General features: G+C 54.2%; 12 protein-coding genes and 2 pseudogenes. 2 read left to right on the top strand and 12 right to left on the bottom strand.

The window, feature by feature from the left end:
- Positions 1-171: pseudogene (locus tag Q0362_RS04155) on the top strand (threonine aldolase); the annotation flags it as partial.
- Positions 172-236: 65 nt separating this feature from the next.
- Here the strand turns inward: Q0362_RS04155 and Q0362_RS04150 are convergent.
- The 9 genes from Q0362_RS04150 to dnaK form a co-directional block, all read right to left on the bottom strand.
- Positions 237-818 (bottom strand): nitroreductase family protein, encoded by a 582-nt coding sequence (locus tag Q0362_RS04150; RefSeq protein WP_298120119.1) that lies wholly within the window; start codon positions 816-818, stop codon positions 237-239.
- 107 nt (positions 819-925) lie between these two features.
- Positions 926-3,121 carry an ATP-dependent Clp protease ATP-binding subunit gene (locus Q0362_RS04145; protein WP_298120115.1) on the bottom strand — a complete coding sequence of 732 codons (2,196 nt, stop codon included), beginning with the start codon at positions 3,119-3,121 and terminating at the stop codon, positions 926-928.
- A 117-nt stretch (positions 3,122-3,238) separates the two neighbouring features.
- Positions 3,239-4,381, bottom strand: coding sequence for a class I SAM-dependent methyltransferase (locus Q0362_RS04140; RefSeq protein ID WP_298120113.1), 1,143 nt, complete (start codon positions 4,379-4,381; stop codon positions 3,239-3,241).
- A gap of 9 nt (positions 4,382-4,390) precedes the next feature.
- Positions 4,391-4,762 (bottom strand): nuclear transport factor 2 family protein, encoded by a 372-nt coding sequence (locus Q0362_RS04135; RefSeq protein ID WP_298120111.1) that lies wholly within the window; start codon positions 4,760-4,762, stop codon positions 4,391-4,393.
- 15 nt (positions 4,763-4,777) lie between these two features.
- On the bottom strand, positions 4,778-5,005 hold the full coding sequence (locus Q0362_RS04130) for a hypothetical protein (protein WP_096382992.1): 228 nt from the start codon (positions 5,003-5,005) through the stop codon (positions 4,778-4,780).
- A 104-nt stretch (positions 5,006-5,109) separates the two neighbouring features.
- Positions 5,110-5,526 carry a heat shock protein transcriptional repressor HspR gene (locus Q0362_RS04125; RefSeq protein ID WP_280794734.1) on the bottom strand — a complete coding sequence of 139 codons (417 nt, stop codon included), beginning with the start codon at positions 5,524-5,526 and terminating at the stop codon, positions 5,110-5,112.
- 27 nt (positions 5,527-5,553) lie between these two features.
- Complete coding sequence (locus Q0362_RS04120) at positions 5,554-6,525, bottom strand: DnaJ C-terminal domain-containing protein (RefSeq protein ID WP_298120105.1); 972 nt, start codon at positions 6,523-6,525, stop codon at positions 5,554-5,556.
- A gap of 34 nt (positions 6,526-6,559) precedes the next feature.
- Complete coding sequence (locus tag Q0362_RS04115; RefSeq protein WP_298120102.1) at positions 6,560-7,180, bottom strand: nucleotide exchange factor GrpE; 621 nt, start codon at positions 7,178-7,180, stop codon at positions 6,560-6,562.
- A gap of 2 nt (positions 7,181-7,182) precedes the next feature.
- Complete coding sequence (gene dnaK / locus Q0362_RS04110) at positions 7,183-9,042, bottom strand: molecular chaperone DnaK (RefSeq protein WP_298120099.1); 1,860 nt, start codon at positions 9,040-9,042, stop codon at positions 7,183-7,185.
- 220 nt (positions 9,043-9,262) lie between these two features.
- Between dnaK and Q0362_RS04105 the strand changes: the two genes are divergently transcribed.
- Complete coding sequence (locus tag Q0362_RS04105; protein ID WP_298120098.1) at positions 9,263-10,639, top strand: MFS transporter; 1,377 nt, start codon at positions 9,263-9,265, stop codon at positions 10,637-10,639.
- 9 nt (positions 10,640-10,648) lie between these two features.
- Here the strand turns inward: Q0362_RS04105 and Q0362_RS04100 are convergent, their stop codons facing one another.
- From Q0362_RS04100 to Q0362_RS09695, 3 genes and pseudogenes are all read right to left on the bottom strand, one after another.
- Positions 10,649-11,740, bottom strand: a complete 1,092-nt coding sequence (locus tag Q0362_RS04100) for an NADH:flavin oxidoreductase/NADH oxidase (RefSeq protein WP_298120096.1) — start codon at positions 11,738-11,740, stop codon at positions 10,649-10,651.
- Positions 11,741-11,759: 19 nt separating this feature from the next.
- Positions 11,760-16,508, bottom strand: coding sequence for a fibronectin type III domain-containing protein (locus Q0362_RS04095; protein WP_298120093.1), 4,749 nt, complete (start codon positions 16,506-16,508; stop codon positions 11,760-11,762).
- Between the two features lie 285 nt (positions 16,509-16,793).
- Positions 16,794-18,140 (bottom strand): annotated as a pseudogene (locus Q0362_RS09695) (BspA family leucine-rich repeat surface protein); the annotation flags it as partial.
- Positions 18,141-18,799: the final 659 nt, after the last annotated feature.

The raw sequence follows: 18,799 nt of genomic DNA, 5'->3' as shown, positions 1-18,799 counted from the left end.
AACGGTGTCTTCGTGACCCTACCTGCTGGTGTTGCTGACGAACTGCGCAAGGAGTTCCGTTTCTATGACTGGAACGCTGCCACGGGTGAAGTGCGCTGGATGTGCGCATGGGACACCACCGAAGATGACATTGACTACTTCGCTGAGGCAGTGAAGAAGGTTCTGAGTTAAGTACTCACACAGACATAAGGAAAGCCCCGAGAAATAATCTCGGGGCTTTCCTTATTGGTAAAGACTTAGTCTTCGAATGCGTCGTAACGAACGATCTCAGCAAGCTCGTGACGAACACGAGGTGCCTTCTCGCGCTCTGCAAGAGGCTCAGGAAGCTCATCAGCAGGAGCAAGCTTGCCCACTGCGATTGCCACGAATGCTTCGTAGCCTGCAGGAAGGTTGAAGATCTCCTTCAGTGCAGCAACGTCGGTTCCAGCAACCTGGTGAACGTAGAGTCCGTCGGTCTGAGCCTGGATGGAGAAGTGAGCAACGGACTGTCCGAGGTCATAGATGGCGTACTGGTTTGGGGTGCCATCGGGGCCAGCAGTCTGAGTAACAGCAATGACGATTGCTGACGCGTTGGGCATCCATGCAGTGTTCCAGCCGGCCAGGGTGGGCAGGATGGCGTTGAAGGTGTCATCTCCACGGAAACCCACGATGAAACGCCAAGGCTGGCTGTTGTTTGCCGAAGGCGACCAGCGAGCTGCCTCAAATGCAGGAGTGAGGTCTGCTGGGGTCAAGGTTGCGGTGGTGTCGAAAGAGCGAGGGCTCCAGCGAGCTGCCAAGACAGGGTTGATTGGAGTGCTGGTGTGTGCGTTGCGTGACATGTTCATCCTTGTGTTGTGTGTGAGAACGTTGGTTTCCATGCAAGAGCACGGGCATCCACGAGAGATAACGGGATGCCCGTGCTGTTATTCCCAATGTTGAGAAATATTTATTTGTCTTCCATCAACTCGGCTTCGATGAAGGGGTCTTCATCTCCCGCGTCGTAGACAGGTTGTGGCGATGCAGGAGCGACACTGAGCTGATCTCCATCTAGATCCACTCGGACGATGTCGCCGTCGCGGATAGCACCACCCAAGAGAGCGGTTGCTAAACGGTCATCGATCTCGTGCTGCATCAGGCGACGAAGTGGACGTGCTCCATAAATGGGGTCATAACCACGTTCGGCAAGCCAGGTGCGAGCCTGAGGTGTGACAGCCAGCTCAAGGCGGCGTTCACCCAGACGCTTCTGCAAGCGGTCGATGTAGAGCTCCACGATCTGGCCGAGGTCTTCTTGGCTCAGTGCCGAGAACACCACGATGTCATCGAGACGGTTGACGAACTCAGGCTTGAAAGCTTGGCGTACCGTCTCGTTGACTGCGCGTTCCTTCTCGTCCCAACTCAGGTCAGGGTCAACTAAGAACTGTGAACCTAGGTTGGAGGTGAGGATCAAGATGACGTTGCGGAAGTCCACGGTGCGACCCTGACCATCGGTCAGGCGTCCATCGTCAAGGACCTGCAGCAGAACATCGAACACCTCAGGGTGGGCCTTCTCGACTTCATCGAGCAGAACTACCGAGTAGGGACGACGACGAACAGCTTCTGTGAGCTGACCGCCAGCTTCATATCCGACATATCCGGGAGGAGCACCCACCAGACGCGAGACGGAGAACTTCTCTCCGTATTCGCTCATGTCGATACGAATCATGGCCTTCTCGTCGTCGAAGAGATACTCCGCCAACGCCTTAGCCAACTCCGTCTTTCCCACACCAGTGGGTCCGAGGAAGAGGAAGGAACCCGTGGGACGATCAGGATCTGAAATGCCCGCACGTGACCGGCGGACAGATTCTGAAACTGCTTGGACAGCCTTCTTCTGGCCGATCAGGCGACGGCCGATCTCTGCCTCAAGAGTGAGGAGCTTCTCGGTCTCACCCTTGGTCAGGCGGTCAACAGGAATACCTGTCCAGGCTGCAATGACGGATGCAATGTCGTCACTGGTCACCTGGTCATTGACCATGCGCTCGGTGTCGGTCTGCTCAGCAGACTCTGCCTCAGCCAACTGACGCTCAAGCTCAGGAATCTCCGCATAGAGCAAACGGCTTGCCTGCTCGAGCTGTCCTTCACGCTGAGCACGCTCTGCCTGAATACGGGCGGCATCGAGCTTGGTCTTGAGTTCACCCACGCGGTTCAGAGCATTACGCTCCAACTCCCAGCGCTTCTCGAGCTCATCGAGGCGACCCTGACGTTCTGCCATGTCTTCACGCAGCTTGGCCAAGCGCTCCTTCGAGGCGTCGTCCTTCTCCTTCTTCAGAGCAAGCTCTTCCAACTTGAGACGGTCAACGCTGCGACGCAGTTCATCGATCTCGACCGGGGCCGAGTCAATCTCCATACGCAGACGGCTGGCTGCTTCATCGATGAGGTCAATGGCCTTATCGGGAAGCTGGCGGCTGGTGATGTAACGGTTGGACAGGGCAGCGGCAGCAACGAGGGCGTTGTCTGCGATGGCCACCTTGTGGTGGGCTTCGTAGCGTTCTTTCAGTCCACGCAGAATGGCCACAGTGTCTTCAACACTGGGCTCTCCCACGAACACTTGTTGGAAGCGACGCTCGAGTGCAGCATCCTTCTCAATGAACTCGCGATACTCATCCAGGGTGGTTGCACCAATCAGGCGCAGCTCACCACGAGCAAGCATGGGCTTGAGCATGTTGGCTGCTGCCACGGAGCCTTCGCCTCCGCCAGCACCCATCAGGGTGTGGAGTTCGTCGATGAAGGTAATGATCTGACCGTCTGAGTCATTGATTTCTTTGAGGACCGCCTTGAGGCGTTCTTCGAATTCACCTCGATACTTTGCACCTGCAATGAGGGCAGAGATATCGAGGGAGACAAGCTGTTTTCCTTTGAGACTGTCGGCGACGTCACCGGCGACGATGCGCTGGGCGAGTCCTTCCACGACAGCAGTTTTTCCCACGCCTGGTTCACCGATCAGCACGGGGTTGTTCTTGGTTCGACGAGTAAGCACTTGGCTGACTCGACGGATTTCCGCATCGCGACCGATGACGGGGTCGAGCTTGCCGCTCTTTGCAATTTCGGTGAGGTTGACACCGTATAGCTCGAGCGCGCTCTTTTCTTCTTGCGGCTCTTGTTGCATGTTTTTCTATCTCCTTGTGTGGATTTCACCACCCAACAAAGTTGAGTGATGATGACTCAAGTTTACCCGAAAACACTAGGAATAACTAGGGCTCCAGGGCTGTGAGAATGCTGTGAACTAGGCCTTAGTAGAGCTGGTAACCGTGAACTTTGGAGTCCTTCGGATCTCCTTCGTTTCACCCACCAGATTGTTCAGGATGGGCTTGTAGCCAAGGTGGCTGTTTGCCACGACCCACAGCTCTCCGCCTGGCTTGAGCACACGACCAGCCTCAGCAAACAGCCTCACGCTGGTGTCAGAATGCACGGCAGCACCCGAGTGGAACGGGGGGTTGAACAAGATCACATCGGCAGAAGCATCTGCTTGCGAGGACAGCCCGTCATCACGCACAACCTCAACAGCGCCACCCAGACCGTTTGCCTCCAGAGTTGCCTTGGCAGACGCAACAGCTGCTGAAGACTGATCGCTTGCGATGACCGTGGCGCCAGGACGAAGCCTGGAGATTGCCACGGCAAGCAAACCTGAACCGCAGCCAAAGTCGATGATGCGCTTGGCATCAGTAGGAGTCTGATCGAGGACCGCGAGAAGCTCCCGCGTTCCGATATCAAGATTGATTCCGGCAAAGACGCCGCCGTGTGCACAGACGGTCATATCAATGACGTCATAGCGCTTGGACTTGGGCCATGTGGAGAGAGCTTCAAGAGCGACATCGCTCATGGGTTCTTTCACACGCAATACACGGCTCTTCTGGACAGCCAAGCTGGCCACGACCATGCCGAAGTACTGCTTGAGAACATCATTCATGCCCAGAGTCATGTGCTTGAGGCGTCCGCCGGCGAACACCTGCACGTTCGGGGCTGCATAAGCAGCAATGAGTGAGCTCCACTGATCGAGTTGGTCAAGAGACCTGGGCAATCGCATCGCCACGATGCGGGCACCACTGACTAACTCTTTATCCAAGTCATGGTGAGTGAAACCCGTAATGGAAAGTTCCTTGGCGTTGTTATCGAGTGCGAGCTCACCTGAGCGTGCATCTTGATGCACGCGAACGGAGGTAAACCCTAAGTCCGCAATCGCTGCCAACGTGATGGCACCATAGCTGTCACCGATGACGACGAGCCCTGCCTCGAGCAGACTGGGATCGGCTTCGACCTCATGTTTGAGCTCAGATAGCAGCAAGCGATCTGCGGCGTCACTGGCCAGAAGCTCTGGGGACTCGAAATCAGGCAAACGCCTGAGGGACTCAAAAGGGAATGTGCTCACCCCTTGAGACTATGCGGACTTTCCAACCTGCTTGTACAGCTTGGAAATAATGAACCATGATCCGTCTACGCGGAGCAGGTTCAAATAGTCCTGCATAACCCCACCGAACATCTCGAGCTGAACCTTTGCCAGGGCAACTTCTGGAGAAATCTGGTCGACCAAGAGAACCTCGTCACGTCGGGCATTCCCTGAATCTTGGGGAGAGGTGCGAGCTTCCATTTGTCCGCGATAGAAGTCAGCTGGACGAATCACAATCTCATCGTTCTCAGAGGAGTAGAGGTTGCTGTCCTTGTGGAAGACCTTGTCGAAGAGCGACATGTCTTGCGTGTGGATGAGCTCGAAGTAGTCATCGAGCAGAGTCTGGATTCCGGAATCAGTCATGAAAACAGAATAACTCTAACGATCACCAAACTCTTTGGTCATGAGTAATTGAACATCGCGGTCTAAGTGATCGAACCGGGCATCCATGCGGGCACCAAGTTCATTTCGCATGCTTGCCATTTCTGCGCGAAGCCCTGTTCCAATCATTCTGAAACTTGCAAAAACAACACCAATCAGGGCAAAAATCGCTGCACTGAAAACTCCGATGAGAGTCCATACCTGTGGGTTATCCAAATAGATCACATCCCTATTCTTACCGTTATTGATAAAAATGGCATCTGGCAATTGAGCGAGAAGCGATACCGCTCTGGCAGTGAGTAATTCTTGAAATTGTGGACTGTGAAGGACTAGTCACGCCCGAAGGGACGCCAGACCACAACATCAGTGCGACGGCGAGCACGTGTTCCAGCACGCAAGCTCTCCACATCTCCCGCTGCACCCGCAGCAAAGACGCGACGGCCTGGCTGGTTCAGAAGAGCATCTGCCAGGGCGGCTTCAAGTTCGCGAACCCTGGCACGCAGTGCATCGTTTTGGTTTTCCAGTTCCAGAACGCGGCGGATGCCCTCAAGAGAAAGGCCTTCGGCACTGAGTCTGGCCACTTCCTGGAGCTGGACAACATTGCGCATGGAATAGCGGCGTGATTGACCCGCTGTTCGGCCTGGCTGAACCAGGCCGATGCGGTCATACTGTCGCAAAGTCTGCGGGTGCATACCTGCAAGCTCTGCAGCCATCGAGATAGTAAAGATGGGCTGATTCTCGTCCATGCTTTAACCTTTCTCTCTGGTTAGTTGTTAGCGCTTAGCTTCTGAAAGCAAGTCTGCGCGAGGGTTCTCAGTTGGCGCAACAGCGGAGAACTTCTCCAGTGCTTCGCGAGCAGCGTCATCGAGGTGGGAAGGAACGGCAACCTGAACAACGGCGAGCAAGTCACCGCTGTCCTTCGCTGTCTTGATTCCGCGACCCTTCACACGAAGTGAACGTCCACTCGGAGTGCCAGGGGCAACCTTGAGCTTCACGTTCTCTCCATCAGGTGTGGGAACCTCGATCGTCGCGCCGAGGGTTGCCTCGACGAACGTCACAGGAACGTTGACCTTGATGTTCAAACCATCGCGTTCAAAGACAGGGTGCTTCTTCACCTTCACGGTGAGAACGATGTCACCTGCTTCGCCACCGTCGGGGCTGGGGTAACCCTTGCCACGAAGACGAATCTTCTGAGCGTCGGCAACACCAGCAGGGATCTTCACCTTGACGGTGCGACCCTCGCTGGTAGTCAGGCTCATGGTGTCGCCATGGAAAGCTTCAAAGAAGTCGATAGTGACCGAAGAGACAATGTCTTGCCCCTTCTGCGGTCCACCGTAGCCACGGAAGCCGCCAGAGGATTGACCGAAACGGCCACCGCCACCAAACATGCCGCCGAGGATGTCTTCGAAACCGCCGCCCTGGAAGTTGTATTGCTGTCCACCGCGACCAAAACCACTGAAGGCGTCATCGAAACCACCCTGGGGTCCGCCAGCACTAAAGCGTGCTCCGGAACCCATGGCACGAATCTGGTCATACTCTGCGCGCTGATCCTTATCGGAAAGCACCGAGTAGGCCTCAGAGATTTCTTTGAACTTTGCTTCAGCCTTGGCGTTGCCTTGGTTGGAGTCAGGGTGGAACTCGCGAGCGAGCTTGCGATACACCTTCTTCAGATCTGCTTCCGAAGCGTCTTTGGAGACGCCGAGGACTTTATAAAAGTCTTTATCGAACCAATCTTGACTGGCCATATGCGCCCCCTTTCTTTATGTCGTTTCGGAAAATTTAGTCAGCAGGAACAGCGACGACAACCTTAGCCGCGCGTACCTGTGTGAGGCCAAGCATGTAGCCGGTCTCGACAACATCCAGCACTGTCTCTGCAGTGGCACCTGGGGTGGGCTGCTGCAGGATTGCTTCGTGCTGGTTGGGGTCGAATACATCGCCGGCTGCTCCGTAAGCTACGAGGCCGAGGCGCTCGGTCACGCCGCGAAGCTTGCCGGCGATGGCTGCTAGGGCGGAGCCCTCAGCCAGATCGCCGTGCTTCTCGGCACGATCGATGTCATCGAGCACAGGAAGAAGAATCTTCACAGTGTCACTGATGATGCGTTCGCGTTCGATTTCACGGTTGGCCTCGGTGCGCTTGCGGTAGTTCGCATACTCAGCGGTGACGCGCTGCAAGTCAGCCAGACGCTCTGCTGCCAGATCACTTTCTGCCTCTTCGAGGAAGGAAAGGTCGGCATCTGTCAGAGAGGTCTCCACGTCAGCGTCTTCTAAAGAGATGCCTTCAGCGGTGTCGTATCCAGGATCTTCAACAAAGCCGGCGTTCTCGCCAGCTGCGTTGGAATCCCCTGCGGAGGAGCCCCCGTTCAGGGGCTCCTCTACTGGGTTCTCGTTCTGGTCGGACATGCTTACTTAGCGTCCTTGTCAGCCTCGTCGTCTTCGACAACTTCAGCGTCAACAACGTCATCGTCCGAAGCGGCTTCGCCTTCAGCAGCGCCTTCAGCGCCTGCCTCTGCCTGGCCGTTTGCGTAAATGGCTTCGCCGAGCTTGCCCTGGCTTTCCATGAGCTTGTCGTAGGCAGTCTTCACTGCTGCGTCATCCTCACCTGCGAGAGCAGTCTTGAGCTCGTCAACATCACCCTGAACCTCGGACTTGACGTCCTCGGGGAGCTTGTCTTCGTTCTCCTTGATGAGCTTCTCGATCGAGTAGGCAAGCTGTTCAGCACCGTTGCGGGTCTCTGCAGACTCACGACGTGCCTTGTCTTCAGCTGCGTGCTCTTCAGCTTCGCGAACCATGCGCTCGATGTCTTCCTTGGGAAGAGAAGAGCCACCGGTGATCGTCATCGACTGCTCCTTGCCCGTGCCCTTGTCCTTAGCGGACACGTGCACGATGCCGTTAGCGTCGATGTCGAAGGTGACCTCAACCTGTGGAACACCACGAGGTGCTGGTGCGATACCGCTGAGCTCGAAGTTACCCAGTGACTTGTTGTCACGAGTGAATTCACGCTCACCCTGGAATACCTGGATAGATACCGAGGGCTGGTTGTCGTCAGCGGTGGTGAAGGTCTCCGAACGCTTGGTGGGGATCGCGGTGTTGCGCTCGATGAGCTTGGTCATCATGCCACCCTTGGTCTCGATACCGAGGCTCAATGGGGTGACGTCGATGAGCAGAACATCCTTGCGCTCGCCACGAAGAACACCAGCCTGAAGGGCAGCACCAACGGCAACTACCTCATCAGGGTTCACGGTCTTGTTGGGCTCCTGGCCACCGGTCAGCTTCTTGACCAGTTCTGCCACAGCGGGCATACGGGTCGATCCACCAACGAGGACAACGTGAGCAATGTCGCTCACCTTGACGCCGGCTTCCTTGATGACATCCTCGAATGGCTTCTTGGTGCGAGCGATGAGGTCTTCGGTCATCGACTCGAACTGTGCACGGGTGAGGGTCTCATCGAGGTTGGCTGGGCCGTTCTCGGTCAGAGAGAGGTAAGGCAGCTGAATGCTGGTGCTCATGGAGGAGCTGAGCTCCTTCTTTGCCTGCTCAGCAGCTTCCTTCAGACGCTGGAGAGCAATCTTGTCCTTGGACACGTCAACACCAGTTGACTCCTTGAAGCGCTTGATGAGGTGCTCCACGATGCGCTGATCCCAGTCGTCACCACCGAGGCGGTTGTCACCAGAGGTCGAGCGAACCTGAATGGTTGAGAAGTCGTCATCCTTGCCCACTTCGAGCAGGGAAACGTCGAACGTTCCACCACCGAGGTCGAATACGAGGATGAGCTCGTCTTCCTTACCCTTGTCTAGGCCGTAGGCCAGAGCAGCTGCGGTGGGCTCGTTGATAATACGCAGAACGTTCAGACCTGCGATCTCACCAGCATCCTTAGTTGCCTGACGCTCAGCGTCGTTGAAGTACGCAGGGACGGTGATCACGGCGTCAGTGACGGTGTCACCGAGGTAGGTTTCAGCGTCGCGCTTGAGCTTGCCCAGAATACGAGCAGAAACTTCCTGAGGGGTGTACTTCTTGTCGTCGATTGCAACGGTCCAGTCGGTACCGATGTGACGCTTGACCGACGCAATGGTGCGGTCAACGTTGGTAACGGCCTGGCGCTTTGCGGGCTCTCCAACGAGTACTTCGCCATCCTTGGTGAACGCGACTACCGAGGGGGTAGTGCGGAAACCTTCAGCGTTAGCGATAACGGTGGGCTCGCCACCTTCGAGTACGGCAACGACCGAGTTGGTCGTTCCGAGGTCAATGCCTACTGCACGTGACATGTGTTTATCTCCTTGTTTCTCCCCGGCTTGTGGCCGGAAGTCCAGTGTTTATATGAAGTCTGTTCAAGACTTGAGTCCTGATGTATCAAGTTTGCCACCGGATGCAAGCAGAGTCAAGCGTTCACAGCAAATCTTGAGCTTTCTCGACTCAACTTTGGATTCATGGGGTGTTCACCTCGAGTTCTTCCCTGTAACCGCGCGGGCAAGATACCCTGAGCACATGTCAAGCACCGGTGCTGTAGAAGTAAAGATTCCCCGCAAGCAGGTCATCTCCTGGGCGCTCTGGGACTGGGGAACCTCTGCCTTTAGTGTGCTCATCACGACATTCGTCTTCGCTCGTTACATCGTCTCGAGCTACTTCATTGATCCCAAGATTGTCGAAGCTTACGAAGCTGCCGGTGGCGAGGGTGTGGCCACCGGCGCCGCTCTGGCTAACTTCCAAGCAGCCGAGGCCAACCTCACCAGCTGGGTGGGCTGGGCCCTGGCAATTGGTGGCGTCGCGGTTGCCGTGATTGCTCCCGTGGTTGGTCAGCGCACCGACGCTGGCGGAAAGCGCAAGCTATGGCTTGGCATCAACACCGGCATTGTGATCCTCGCAACAGCCGCCATGTTCTTTGTGGAAGGTGCGCCACAGTTCTTCGCACTGGGAATCGTGCTGCTCACCATTGGCAACGTGTTCTATGAAATGGCGAATGTGAACTACAACGCCATGTTGCTTCAGGTATCCACCCCCAAGAACATGGGACGCATCTCTGGCTTTGGCTGGGGAATGGGTTACTTCGGTGGCATCGTCGTTCTCTTGATTGCTCTAGTCGGATTCATCTTGGGCGATCCCCCCTATTGGTTTGGCGTGACCACTGACGGCGGAATGAACATTCGTGTTGTCGCCGTCTTCGGAGCCATCTGGGCATTGATTTTCTCCATTCCGGTCTTGCTCAATGTTCCAGAAAACATCGCCACCAAGCCAGGCAAAAAAGCCGGCATCCTCGAGTCCTACAAAATCTTGTTCCGAAAGATTGCAGACCTCTACAAGAACTCTCGACCCACCTTCTACTTCCTTCTTGCGAGCGCCGTCTTCCGTGACGGTCTTGCTGCCGTGTTTGCTTTCGGCGGCATCCTGGCGGGAACCGTCTTTGGTTTGAGCTTCACAGAGGTCATCCTCTTCGCTATTGGCGGCAACCTTGTCGCCGGAATTGGTGTGCTGTTCTCAGGTTGGATCGACGACAAGATTGGCCCTAAGCGCGTCATTGTCATCGCATTGACCGGACTCGTCATTACCGGAATAGCTTTGTTCTTCTTCCACGATGGTGGTGCGACAGCCTTCTGGATTGGTGGCCTCATGCTCACCTTCTTCGTGGGCCCAGCACAGGCATCTTCTCGTGCCTACCTTGGTCACCTTGCTCCTGAGGGTCAGGAAGGTGAGATCTTCGGGCTTTACGCCACGACAGGTCGCGCTATCAGCTTCATCGCACCCACGCTCTTTGCACTCTTCGTCACGATTGGTGGTGCTACCTACTTCGGTATCCTCGGCATCGTGGTTGTGCTTCTCGCCGGCCTGCTTTTGATGCTGCCTCTGCGAGCAAAGTTCATTCGCTAACGAGTCGAGTTACGAACTGTAAGGCGCCCACTGATACTGAGGTGGTGCGTAATCGAGCGAGACGCCTAACTTGGCTGCTGCACGCAAAGCAAAGTGGGGGTCACGCAAATGTTCCTTGCCCAGCATCACTGCGTCAGCTCGGCCTGAGGTGATGATCTCGTTGGCTTGCTCTGGGGTCGTGATCATGCCCACAGCACTCGTGGGCAAGTGAGCGTGCTCTTTCACATAGTGAGCCATGGGTACTTGGTATCCGGGGCCCACAGGAATCTTTACGCCCTCTAACAGTCCACCCGTGGAAATATCCACGGTGTCCACACCGAGATCTTTAACCCAGTCGGTCACGATGCTGGTCTCTTCTTCGTTCCAGCCACCTTCAACCCAGTCAGTTGCGGAGAAGCGAACAAAGAGAACAATCTCTTCGCCCACCTCTGCGTGCACTGCTCGAACAATGTCGAGCAGCAGACGCGCACGGTTCTTGAGTGGTCCGCCAAAGTCATCCGTGCGCTGATTCGACAGCGGAGAAAGGAACTGGTGAATCAGATATCCGTGAGCAGCATGGATCTCGAGAACCTGGAAACCTGCTTCTACTGAGCGTCGAGCTGCAGCAACGAAATCAGCAACAACCTGAGCGATGCCCTCTTCAGTCAGTGCAACAGCAGGGGCATAACCTTCGTGTGCGGTGGCTGAGGCAGACACGGTCTGCCAGCCACCGTCCTCAACAGCGATGGTCTCGTCAGCTCCGCCATAACCCCAACCAGGGGAGGTCGACGCTTTACGTCCTGCGTGAGCAAGTTGAATACCGGGGACAACACCATTGGCCTTGAGGAAAGCAGTAATGGGCTTGAATGCCTCAACCTGGGCCTCGTTCCAGATGCCGAGGTCGTGGAAAGAGATACGGGCCTCTGGGCTGACACCTGTTGCTTCCACAATGACCAAGCCGGCGCCGCCCAGCGCGAATGCGCCGTAGTGAGCACGGTGGAATTCGGTGGGAACACCATCTTTACCCAGCGCGCTATACATACACATCGGTGGAACCCAGACCCGGTTACGGATGGTGAGATTGCGCAGGGTGATGGGCGTGAAAAGCGTGGAGTTGGTCATAGCTCCACGCTACTCCCGATTAGTCCTGAGTTTGCTTACGGCGACGCAGGTAGAAAGCAAGGAGAAGAAGGAATACCGCAGCCGAGCTACCCAGAACAATTGCCACAGTGAAGTCTTGTTGGGCCGCTGCCTTGTTCTGAGCAATTGCCTCAGGAGAGTCCTCTGCAGCAGCGATGATGGTGACACCCACCGCAACGCTCACGACAGAACCGTCAGCAGCGACGCCGTTGAATTGGATGGTGCGGTCACCGAGCATTGCCGAGCTGGCAACACCATACTTTCCAGACACAGTTCCCTTAGCGGTAGCAAGACCAGAGCCCAACAAAGTGGCATCGCTGAAGAGCCATGCTTCAGTGGGGCTTGCTGGCTGGAAACCACTTCCCGAAAGCACGAGGTCTGAACCCTGTGCAATAACAAGTTGGGTTCCGTCCTCAACAGTTGTCTTTTCCCCGTCAGTACCCTGCGACCACATGGTCAGGCTTACTGAGCCGGGAACAGTGATTTCAGCTGCGCCATCGTTGATCACGATGATGGGGGTGACGGGAGTGCCGTTCACTAAGACAACTGCTTCACCAGAACGGGGAGCTTCATACCCGTTACCTGGAGTCGGCACATTGCTGAAGCTTTGGCGGGTTTGAGTAGCCGTCGACACTTCAGTTGCTCGATAAGGAGCAACACCAATGGTGGAGGTGTTGGAGTTACTCACTGTTGGAGTGGAAGGAACAAATGCAGTGCCTGGCATTGTCGTCGAGGCATCTGCAGCAACAGACTGTCCACGGTCATTGACTGCCTTGACGGAGACGGAAAGCTGAGACCCAGGAGTCAAGCCAGTAATGAGGCAGCTCGTAGTGGATCCCTGAACTGCAGCACAAGTTCCTGCTGAGGTGGTCACCGCGTAGGAGGTGATCAGGGAACCACCGTCTGAAGTAGGAACAGTCCAGGAAGCAAACGCGCTGGTTTCACCTAAAGCACGCACCGTCAAACCGTTTACTGCTGAAGGGACTGTGGCAGGGATTCCCCACGCAATCGTGGTGTTGGATTCCATTGCCGTTGTGTTGGCGGTGGTGATGACCACAACCTTCACGTCATACGTGGTGCCATTGGTCAGTCCCGAAGCGGTGTAGGAAGTAGCAGTCACATCGGAGGGGTTCGAACCAGCAGCTGCCCCCACGATTGCGGTAGGTGTTGCCGAGAAGGCGGTGCCGCGTTCACGTATGAATACCTGGTACGAGGTGAACGCACCACCCCCCAAAGACTCGGGCTGTGCCCACGAGATAGCCAAGGTGGTGTTTCCAGGAACCGTAGCCAGTGCTGTCACAGCGTCAGGGTTGGTTGCAGGAATGTACGTAGCCGACACATTCGAACCTGCACCAGTTCCAGCGGTGTTCAATGCAAAGACCTGGAAGCTGTATTCCGAACCGTTGAGTAGACCCAGGATGGTGCAGCCAGGAGGCGAAGCCAACGGGGTGGCAACACAGTCGTAGGTTGCCACAGTCGGTGCTGTGGCAGAAGTGGCAACAACCGAGTAGTACTGGATGTCAGCTCCGCCGTTGGACTGTGGTGCAGTGAAGGAAACGGTGGCCTGAGCATTACCCATGGACACTGCACGCAGGTACGGAGCTGTGGCAACAATGGCCGAAACCTCGAAGGAGCGGCTGACTGAGTTCGCAGGTGCGTAACGGTTGTCGCCAGAAGCTTGGCTCACGGTAATCGTGCAGGTGGTGTTGGTCAAAGTGCCAGAGGTCTTGACCTGAATCATGCCGGTGCTCGCGCCGACAGTACAGACCGACGTGTCAGTCGAGGTGTATGCCAGTGGCAGATCTGAGTCAACAGTTGCTCCGGCGAAGAATGCGGCAGCACCGTAGCTGCGGTCGCTGATCGCGGGGAAGGTGATGTTCTGGTTCTTCATGCCCACCACAATGTCCTGCTCGACTGCTGTGGCAGTGAGGACATTGTTGTTACCGGCCTGGGTCGCACGAATGGTACAAGTACCGGACGTGAGGAAACTCACCACACCGCTCGAGAGTGTACACACGCTGTTGGTGGTCACGGAGAGAGTAGGAGTCAGAGATTCAGAAGAGACAGCAACAGGTGTGTATGTCCCACCAGAAACAGGGCTACTTGGAATGGTCGAGGTAAAGCTGAGTGTCTGCGAGCGCTGAGCAACGGTAATGGTTGCTGCACTTGAGGTTTCTGCCAGGTAGTAGACATCTGTGGCTCGAGTAGCAGTCACAGTACAAGTCGAACCGGCGTCTCCTAGAGTCAGAGTCCAGACATTGTTCGCGCTCGAGACAGTACATGTCGACGAACCGGTACGTGCATAAGAGATTGCACCAGAACCTGAACCACCAGCTGCGCTCAGGGTGATCTGGTCACCGGGGAAGCCCGAGGTTGCATTGGTCATGGTGACTGCGGCCTGGGGGCCCTTGGCAAGAGTAAAGAAGCCAGTGGTTGCAGGGGTGCTGAGGTTCGTGATGGAGAACTTCAGCTTGAAACCATTGACAGCAGGTGTTCCCACAATCTTGAGGTTGGAGAAAATTGCCAGACCAGTGGAATCTGTTGTTGCTGTCGCGTTCACCACAGAACCTGTACCGGTGTGGATTGTTGCGGTTACTTCAACACCACCCACAGCCAACAACTGGTTGCTGCTGTTATAGAGCTGAATACGTGGCTGGGTGGTGAGGGGCTGGTTGTACACAGCGCCACCTGGAACATTGGTCAAGACCAGCACAGCAGCTACTGGCATCACGGCGTCAACGACGTTGCTATATGTGTTGTGAGTTTCGCAAGAGCCAACGGTGTTTGTCGAACCATTGTTCGCACAGACGCGCACCTTATACGTGGTGTTGTTTCCCAAACCCAGAATGGTCACTGCGTTGTTTGTTGGAAAAGCAGTGCTTGGATTGCTCCACGTAGATCCGCCGTCATTGCTCAACTGATACATGTAGTGAACAATGCTGGATCCACCATCATCTGTTGGTGGCGTCAGCCCCAACGTGATCTTGCCGTTGTCGGTTGTCACGGTATTGATGGTTGGAGCGCCAGGGAATGTCACGGGAGTACCGCTTGCCCAGTTGTTTACATTTCCACGGTAGGTGGAGTAACCGTTTGCGTTCACCGCACGAATCTGAACAACATATGCATCACCGTTGTGCAGGTTAGACATCACCAGGTTGGTCGAGTCGGATGTGGTGTTCATGGAAATCCACGACGTGAAGTTCGTGTAGATGCCCACGCCGCGAGGGTTGTAGGAGTAGCGGTACTGGTAATCAGTTACAGGAGATCCGCCATCACTCGAGAGTGCGTAGTCAAAGGTCAGTGTTCCATTACCCACAACAGCGTCAGATGTGACGACTTCACCAGGAACACCTGAGGGTGTTGTCGTCTGAGCGGTTGATGCCCAGCTGCTGTTTCCTAGAGCATTGACTGCTCGGACTTCGAAGTTGTATGCCACACCATTATTCAGACCGGTGATGGTTACAGAACGCGTGGAAGAAGACACCGAGATCGGGGTGGAAGCGTTAACTCCACTGTTCCAGGTGTAGCGATACTCATAACCAGTAATGGTGGAACCACCATTTGAGGCAGAACCAGTGAAGCTCAGGGAAGCCTGACCACTTCCAGGAACAACCAAGAGGCCAGATGGAGCTCCGGGAACAGTCACAGGGGTAACTGCTGAAGAGACAGTTGAGGCAAGTCCAGTGCCAGCTGCGTTTGAAGCCACAACCTTGAAGACGTAGGAAGTTCCGTTAGTCAGGCCCGTCACCACGATGGGGCTTGTGGTCACACCAGGTGACGGTGTGTAAGTGGTCCAAACTAGCTGGTTGGATGCATCGGCATACAGCACCTGGTAGTTCGTAATGGCGCTTCCGCCATTGCTAGGTGCGACGAAAGCAATAGAGGCCTGCCCCGCTCCAGCAGTTGCCACAACCGAAGTTGGTGCCCCTGGAACTGTGAATGGTGTTGCTGTCAACACAGATGAAGAAGCCCCTGCACCGGCAGTGCTCTTAGCGCGGACTGCAACGGAGTAACTTGTTCCGTTCGTGAGGCCGGTGGCTGTGATGGTTGTGAAAGTACTAGAAGTATCTGTCCACGTAGATCCACCATCAGTTGAGTATTCATAGCTCGTGATTGCAGAGGTGCCTGAGCTCGACGGTGCAGTGACATCCAGATTGATGGAGCCATTTCCGCCTGTTGCAGAGTTCAGTGTTGGAGCACCTGGTGGGGTTGCTAAAGCTATATCTTCAGAAGTTGCAGAAACAATTCCGTCACCTGCGCTTGTCACCGCCATCAATTGGTATTTCGGTGATCGACTACCTGAAAGTCCAGTAATTGTGATGGGTGAGCTTGTTGTTCCTGCAGGGACCCAGTCGGACCAGGTAACGCCATCTGTAGTTGACCGGTATTTGTAATCGCTAATCGCAGAGCCGCCGTTTGAAGTGGGTGCAGTAAAGCTGAGAAGCAAGTTACCCGAGGAAAGCGAAAGTGCCGGAGTTGAGGGCGCAGAAGCCGCTCCCACTGCTCCTGGAGTCGGAAGGTTGAAGGTCACAGAAGCGGCAGTCATGGTGCTAGTGGTGTTGGCGTCCCATGCCTTGACTACACAAGTTCCCGCAGTTGTATAGGTAATCACACCGAGTCGGTCAACTTTGCATCCCGTAGTTCCCTGAGTGAATACCGTGTAACGAATCGCTGGAGTACCTGCGTTAGACGTCGCTTTAAGGTTTGGAGTAACTGTTGTTGTGGACGATGTCGGGGAAGTGTTTGTCACACTTCCTGCTTTATTGGGTGTACCCCAATCCACAGTGACATTAGTTGTGCAACTTAGCGTTGGTAATGTGCCGGAGTTATCCCACATAGTCCAGTTTTTACCACTAGAAGCGGCACTATCATCAAGAAAATTAAATGCTTGCTTGCTCAAACAGTTTGAATAGTGACGTTTTGTGAACACACCTGAGAAATCTAGGTTGCTAGGAAGGGACTGTTGGGCCCATTCGATGTAGGTGTTCTCGAGGTTCGTTTGAGAAATGTTGTAAGTACCAACGGATTGCGTAAACATTCCAGACAAAGTAGTTGCCGAAGTCAGTCGCCACGAACCTAGGTTCTGGTTGAAGTATGGCGCGTAATTAAACATGCTTGTGAAACTTGTTACTTTACCGGTGTCCCAGCCAGAGACATCTTGGCTGAAAGCGCCAGCACTACTGAACATGGACGCCATAGTTGTGACGTTTCTCGTGTCAAAGTGTGAAACTGGCTGATTGAAGACTGTGGCGCCAGAAAACATTGACGCCATTGTTGTGACAGCGGAGGTGTTCCAGTTTGAAAGTGATCCGTTAAATGCTTTTGCACTTTGGAACATTTGACTCATTGTTGTTACAGCAGCAGTATTCCAGTTGCTAAGGGGCTGATTAAATGCCCACGCTTGCGAGAACATTCCTAACATTGTCGTTACACGCGACGTATCCCAAGTATTCAGCGGTTTATTGAAAGCTTTCGCACTGGTAAAGGTGTTAGCCATAGACGTGACCAGAGATGTATTCCAGCTCGAGATGTCCTGATTAAATTTCGTTGCATTGAAGAACGTTGATGCCAAATTTGTCACAGCACGGGTATCCCACTGAGAGATGTCAGCATTGAATGCCTCTGCCCAGTTAAAGGCGAAAGTTAGCCGTGTGACTTTCGAGGTATTCCAATTCCAAACCGCGCTCGCTCCAGAGGCTGCACCGTTATTAAAGACAGTTGCGTTACTAAATGAACCATACATATCAGTCACATTGACTGTATTCCACCCAGAAATATCTTGATTGAAGGCAGCTGCACCAGAAAAAGTTTCCTGCATGTTCGTCAGTGAGGAGCCTATGCCCCTCGGACTTGTAGACCAAAAAGTGCCGCCTACTCCAGATGCCCTTCCATTATTGAATTTGGAAGCGTCCATGAATGTTGTACCTAAAGTTGTGAACTTTGAAACATCCCAAGTGTCAAGATTTTGGTTGAAGTTGCTCGCATTCAAAAACATGCCGTAGACGTTTGTGAGGCTAGTAGTCAGCCAAGGTAAGTCAACGTTTGAAGTTGCGCCAGAAGCATCTCCATTGTTGAAGTTAGTTGCGCGACTGAACATGAAAGACATGTAAGTCACGTTCGATACATTCCAGCTACTCAAATCCTGGTTGAAAGCTGTAGCGCGGCTAAACATATAGGACATGTCTGTCACATTTGACACATTCCAGTCCAAATAAGGGTTTGAAGTGGTGTCGTAATTAAACGATCCACGGAACAGATTAGATAGATTTCGAACGCTCGAGGGCAACGGGGCGGAAACAACTAATTGAGAAGTGGTTTCGGTAAATAAGTAATTGATGGTCCATAGGCTGGGAAAGCTTCCAAAACTTACAACTTCTTTCATGCGTTGATTCATTTGGTACGGCTCAATACGACCATTCGTGTCGGAGGCAAGGCCAGAAATCCCAAAAAGATCTGCTTCAGCTAAAGGCTGACCAAGCCCATCCCGTTGAGCGCGAATCGTGAGCAGGTAATCACCGCCACCAGCGATTCCTCTTGTTCTGATAATCGTTGAATTTATCGAACTTGCGGCGTCAGGAATATTAGTAAAATCTGAATCCGCTGGCGCCCCAGGGGTATAGGCAAAAGCTAATTTCTTATTTCCAATCAGCTTAATTGCCTCTACTTGAACTGTGTGACTTGAATACACAATCTGAATTGCACCTGCGTCTCGGGTGACTGCAAGAGCATGAGCACTTTGACTAGGAAATACACTGAAACTAATTGCGCTGACTACCACGGCAAACACAGACAGCATCGCAATAAAAACCTGTCGCAAAGACTTCGTTGTTGTGTTCACAGTGGGCACCTCCTCAACGCACAGGCCCTATTTGGGCATAAAACGACGTATCTCAAGTGAACCAATCCAGCTAGGTCACATTTCTTTGTTTTAGGGGCTAGCCCTCACTCAACAACGGCATTAGTGAGCCATTTCAGGAAGTTCCCAGTCGGCACTCACGTGAACGGGTTCTTTTTCGAACTACTGAGGGCTAGCCCTTCATT

This window comes from uncultured Aurantimicrobium sp., assembly GCF_936931525.1.
Taxonomy (GTDB): domain Bacteria; phylum Actinomycetota; class Actinomycetes; order Actinomycetales; family Microbacteriaceae; genus Aurantimicrobium.
This window is presented reverse-complemented; position numbering and strand designations above follow the sequence as displayed.

What these genes read in the sequence shown, in the direction of transcription:
- Q0362_RS04150 (WP_298120119.1), bottom strand. Translation starts at nt 818, where the DNA reads ATGTCACGCAACGCACACACCAGCACTCCAATCAACCCTGTCTTGGCA.
- Q0362_RS04145 (WP_298120115.1), bottom strand. Translation starts at nt 3,121, where the DNA reads ATGCAACAAGAGCCGCAAGAAGAAAAGAGCGCGCTCGAGCTATACGGT.
- Q0362_RS04135 (WP_298120111.1), bottom strand. Translation starts at nt 4,762, where the DNA reads ATGACTGATTCCGGAATCCAGACTCTGCTCGATGACTACTTCGAGCTC.
- Q0362_RS04125 (WP_280794734.1), bottom strand. Translation starts at nt 5,526, where the DNA reads ATGGACGAGAATCAGCCCATCTTTACTATCTCGATGGCTGCAGAGCTT.
- Q0362_RS04120 (WP_298120105.1), bottom strand. Translation starts at nt 6,525, where the DNA reads ATGGCCAGTCAAGATTGGTTCGATAAAGACTTTTATAAAGTCCTCGGC.
- Q0362_RS04115 (WP_298120102.1), bottom strand. Translation starts at nt 7,180, where the DNA reads ATGTCCGACCAGAACGAGAACCCAGTAGAGGAGCCCCTGAACGGGGGC.
- dnaK (WP_298120099.1), bottom strand. Translation starts at nt 9,042, where the DNA reads ATGTCACGTGCAGTAGGCATTGACCTCGGAACGACCAACTCGGTCGTT.
- Q0362_RS04105 (WP_298120098.1), top strand. Translation starts at nt 9,263, where the DNA reads ATGTCAAGCACCGGTGCTGTAGAAGTAAAGATTCCCCGCAAGCAGGTC.
- Q0362_RS04100 (WP_298120096.1), bottom strand. Translation starts at nt 11,740, where the DNA reads ATGACCAACTCCACGCTTTTCACGCCCATCACCCTGCGCAATCTCACC.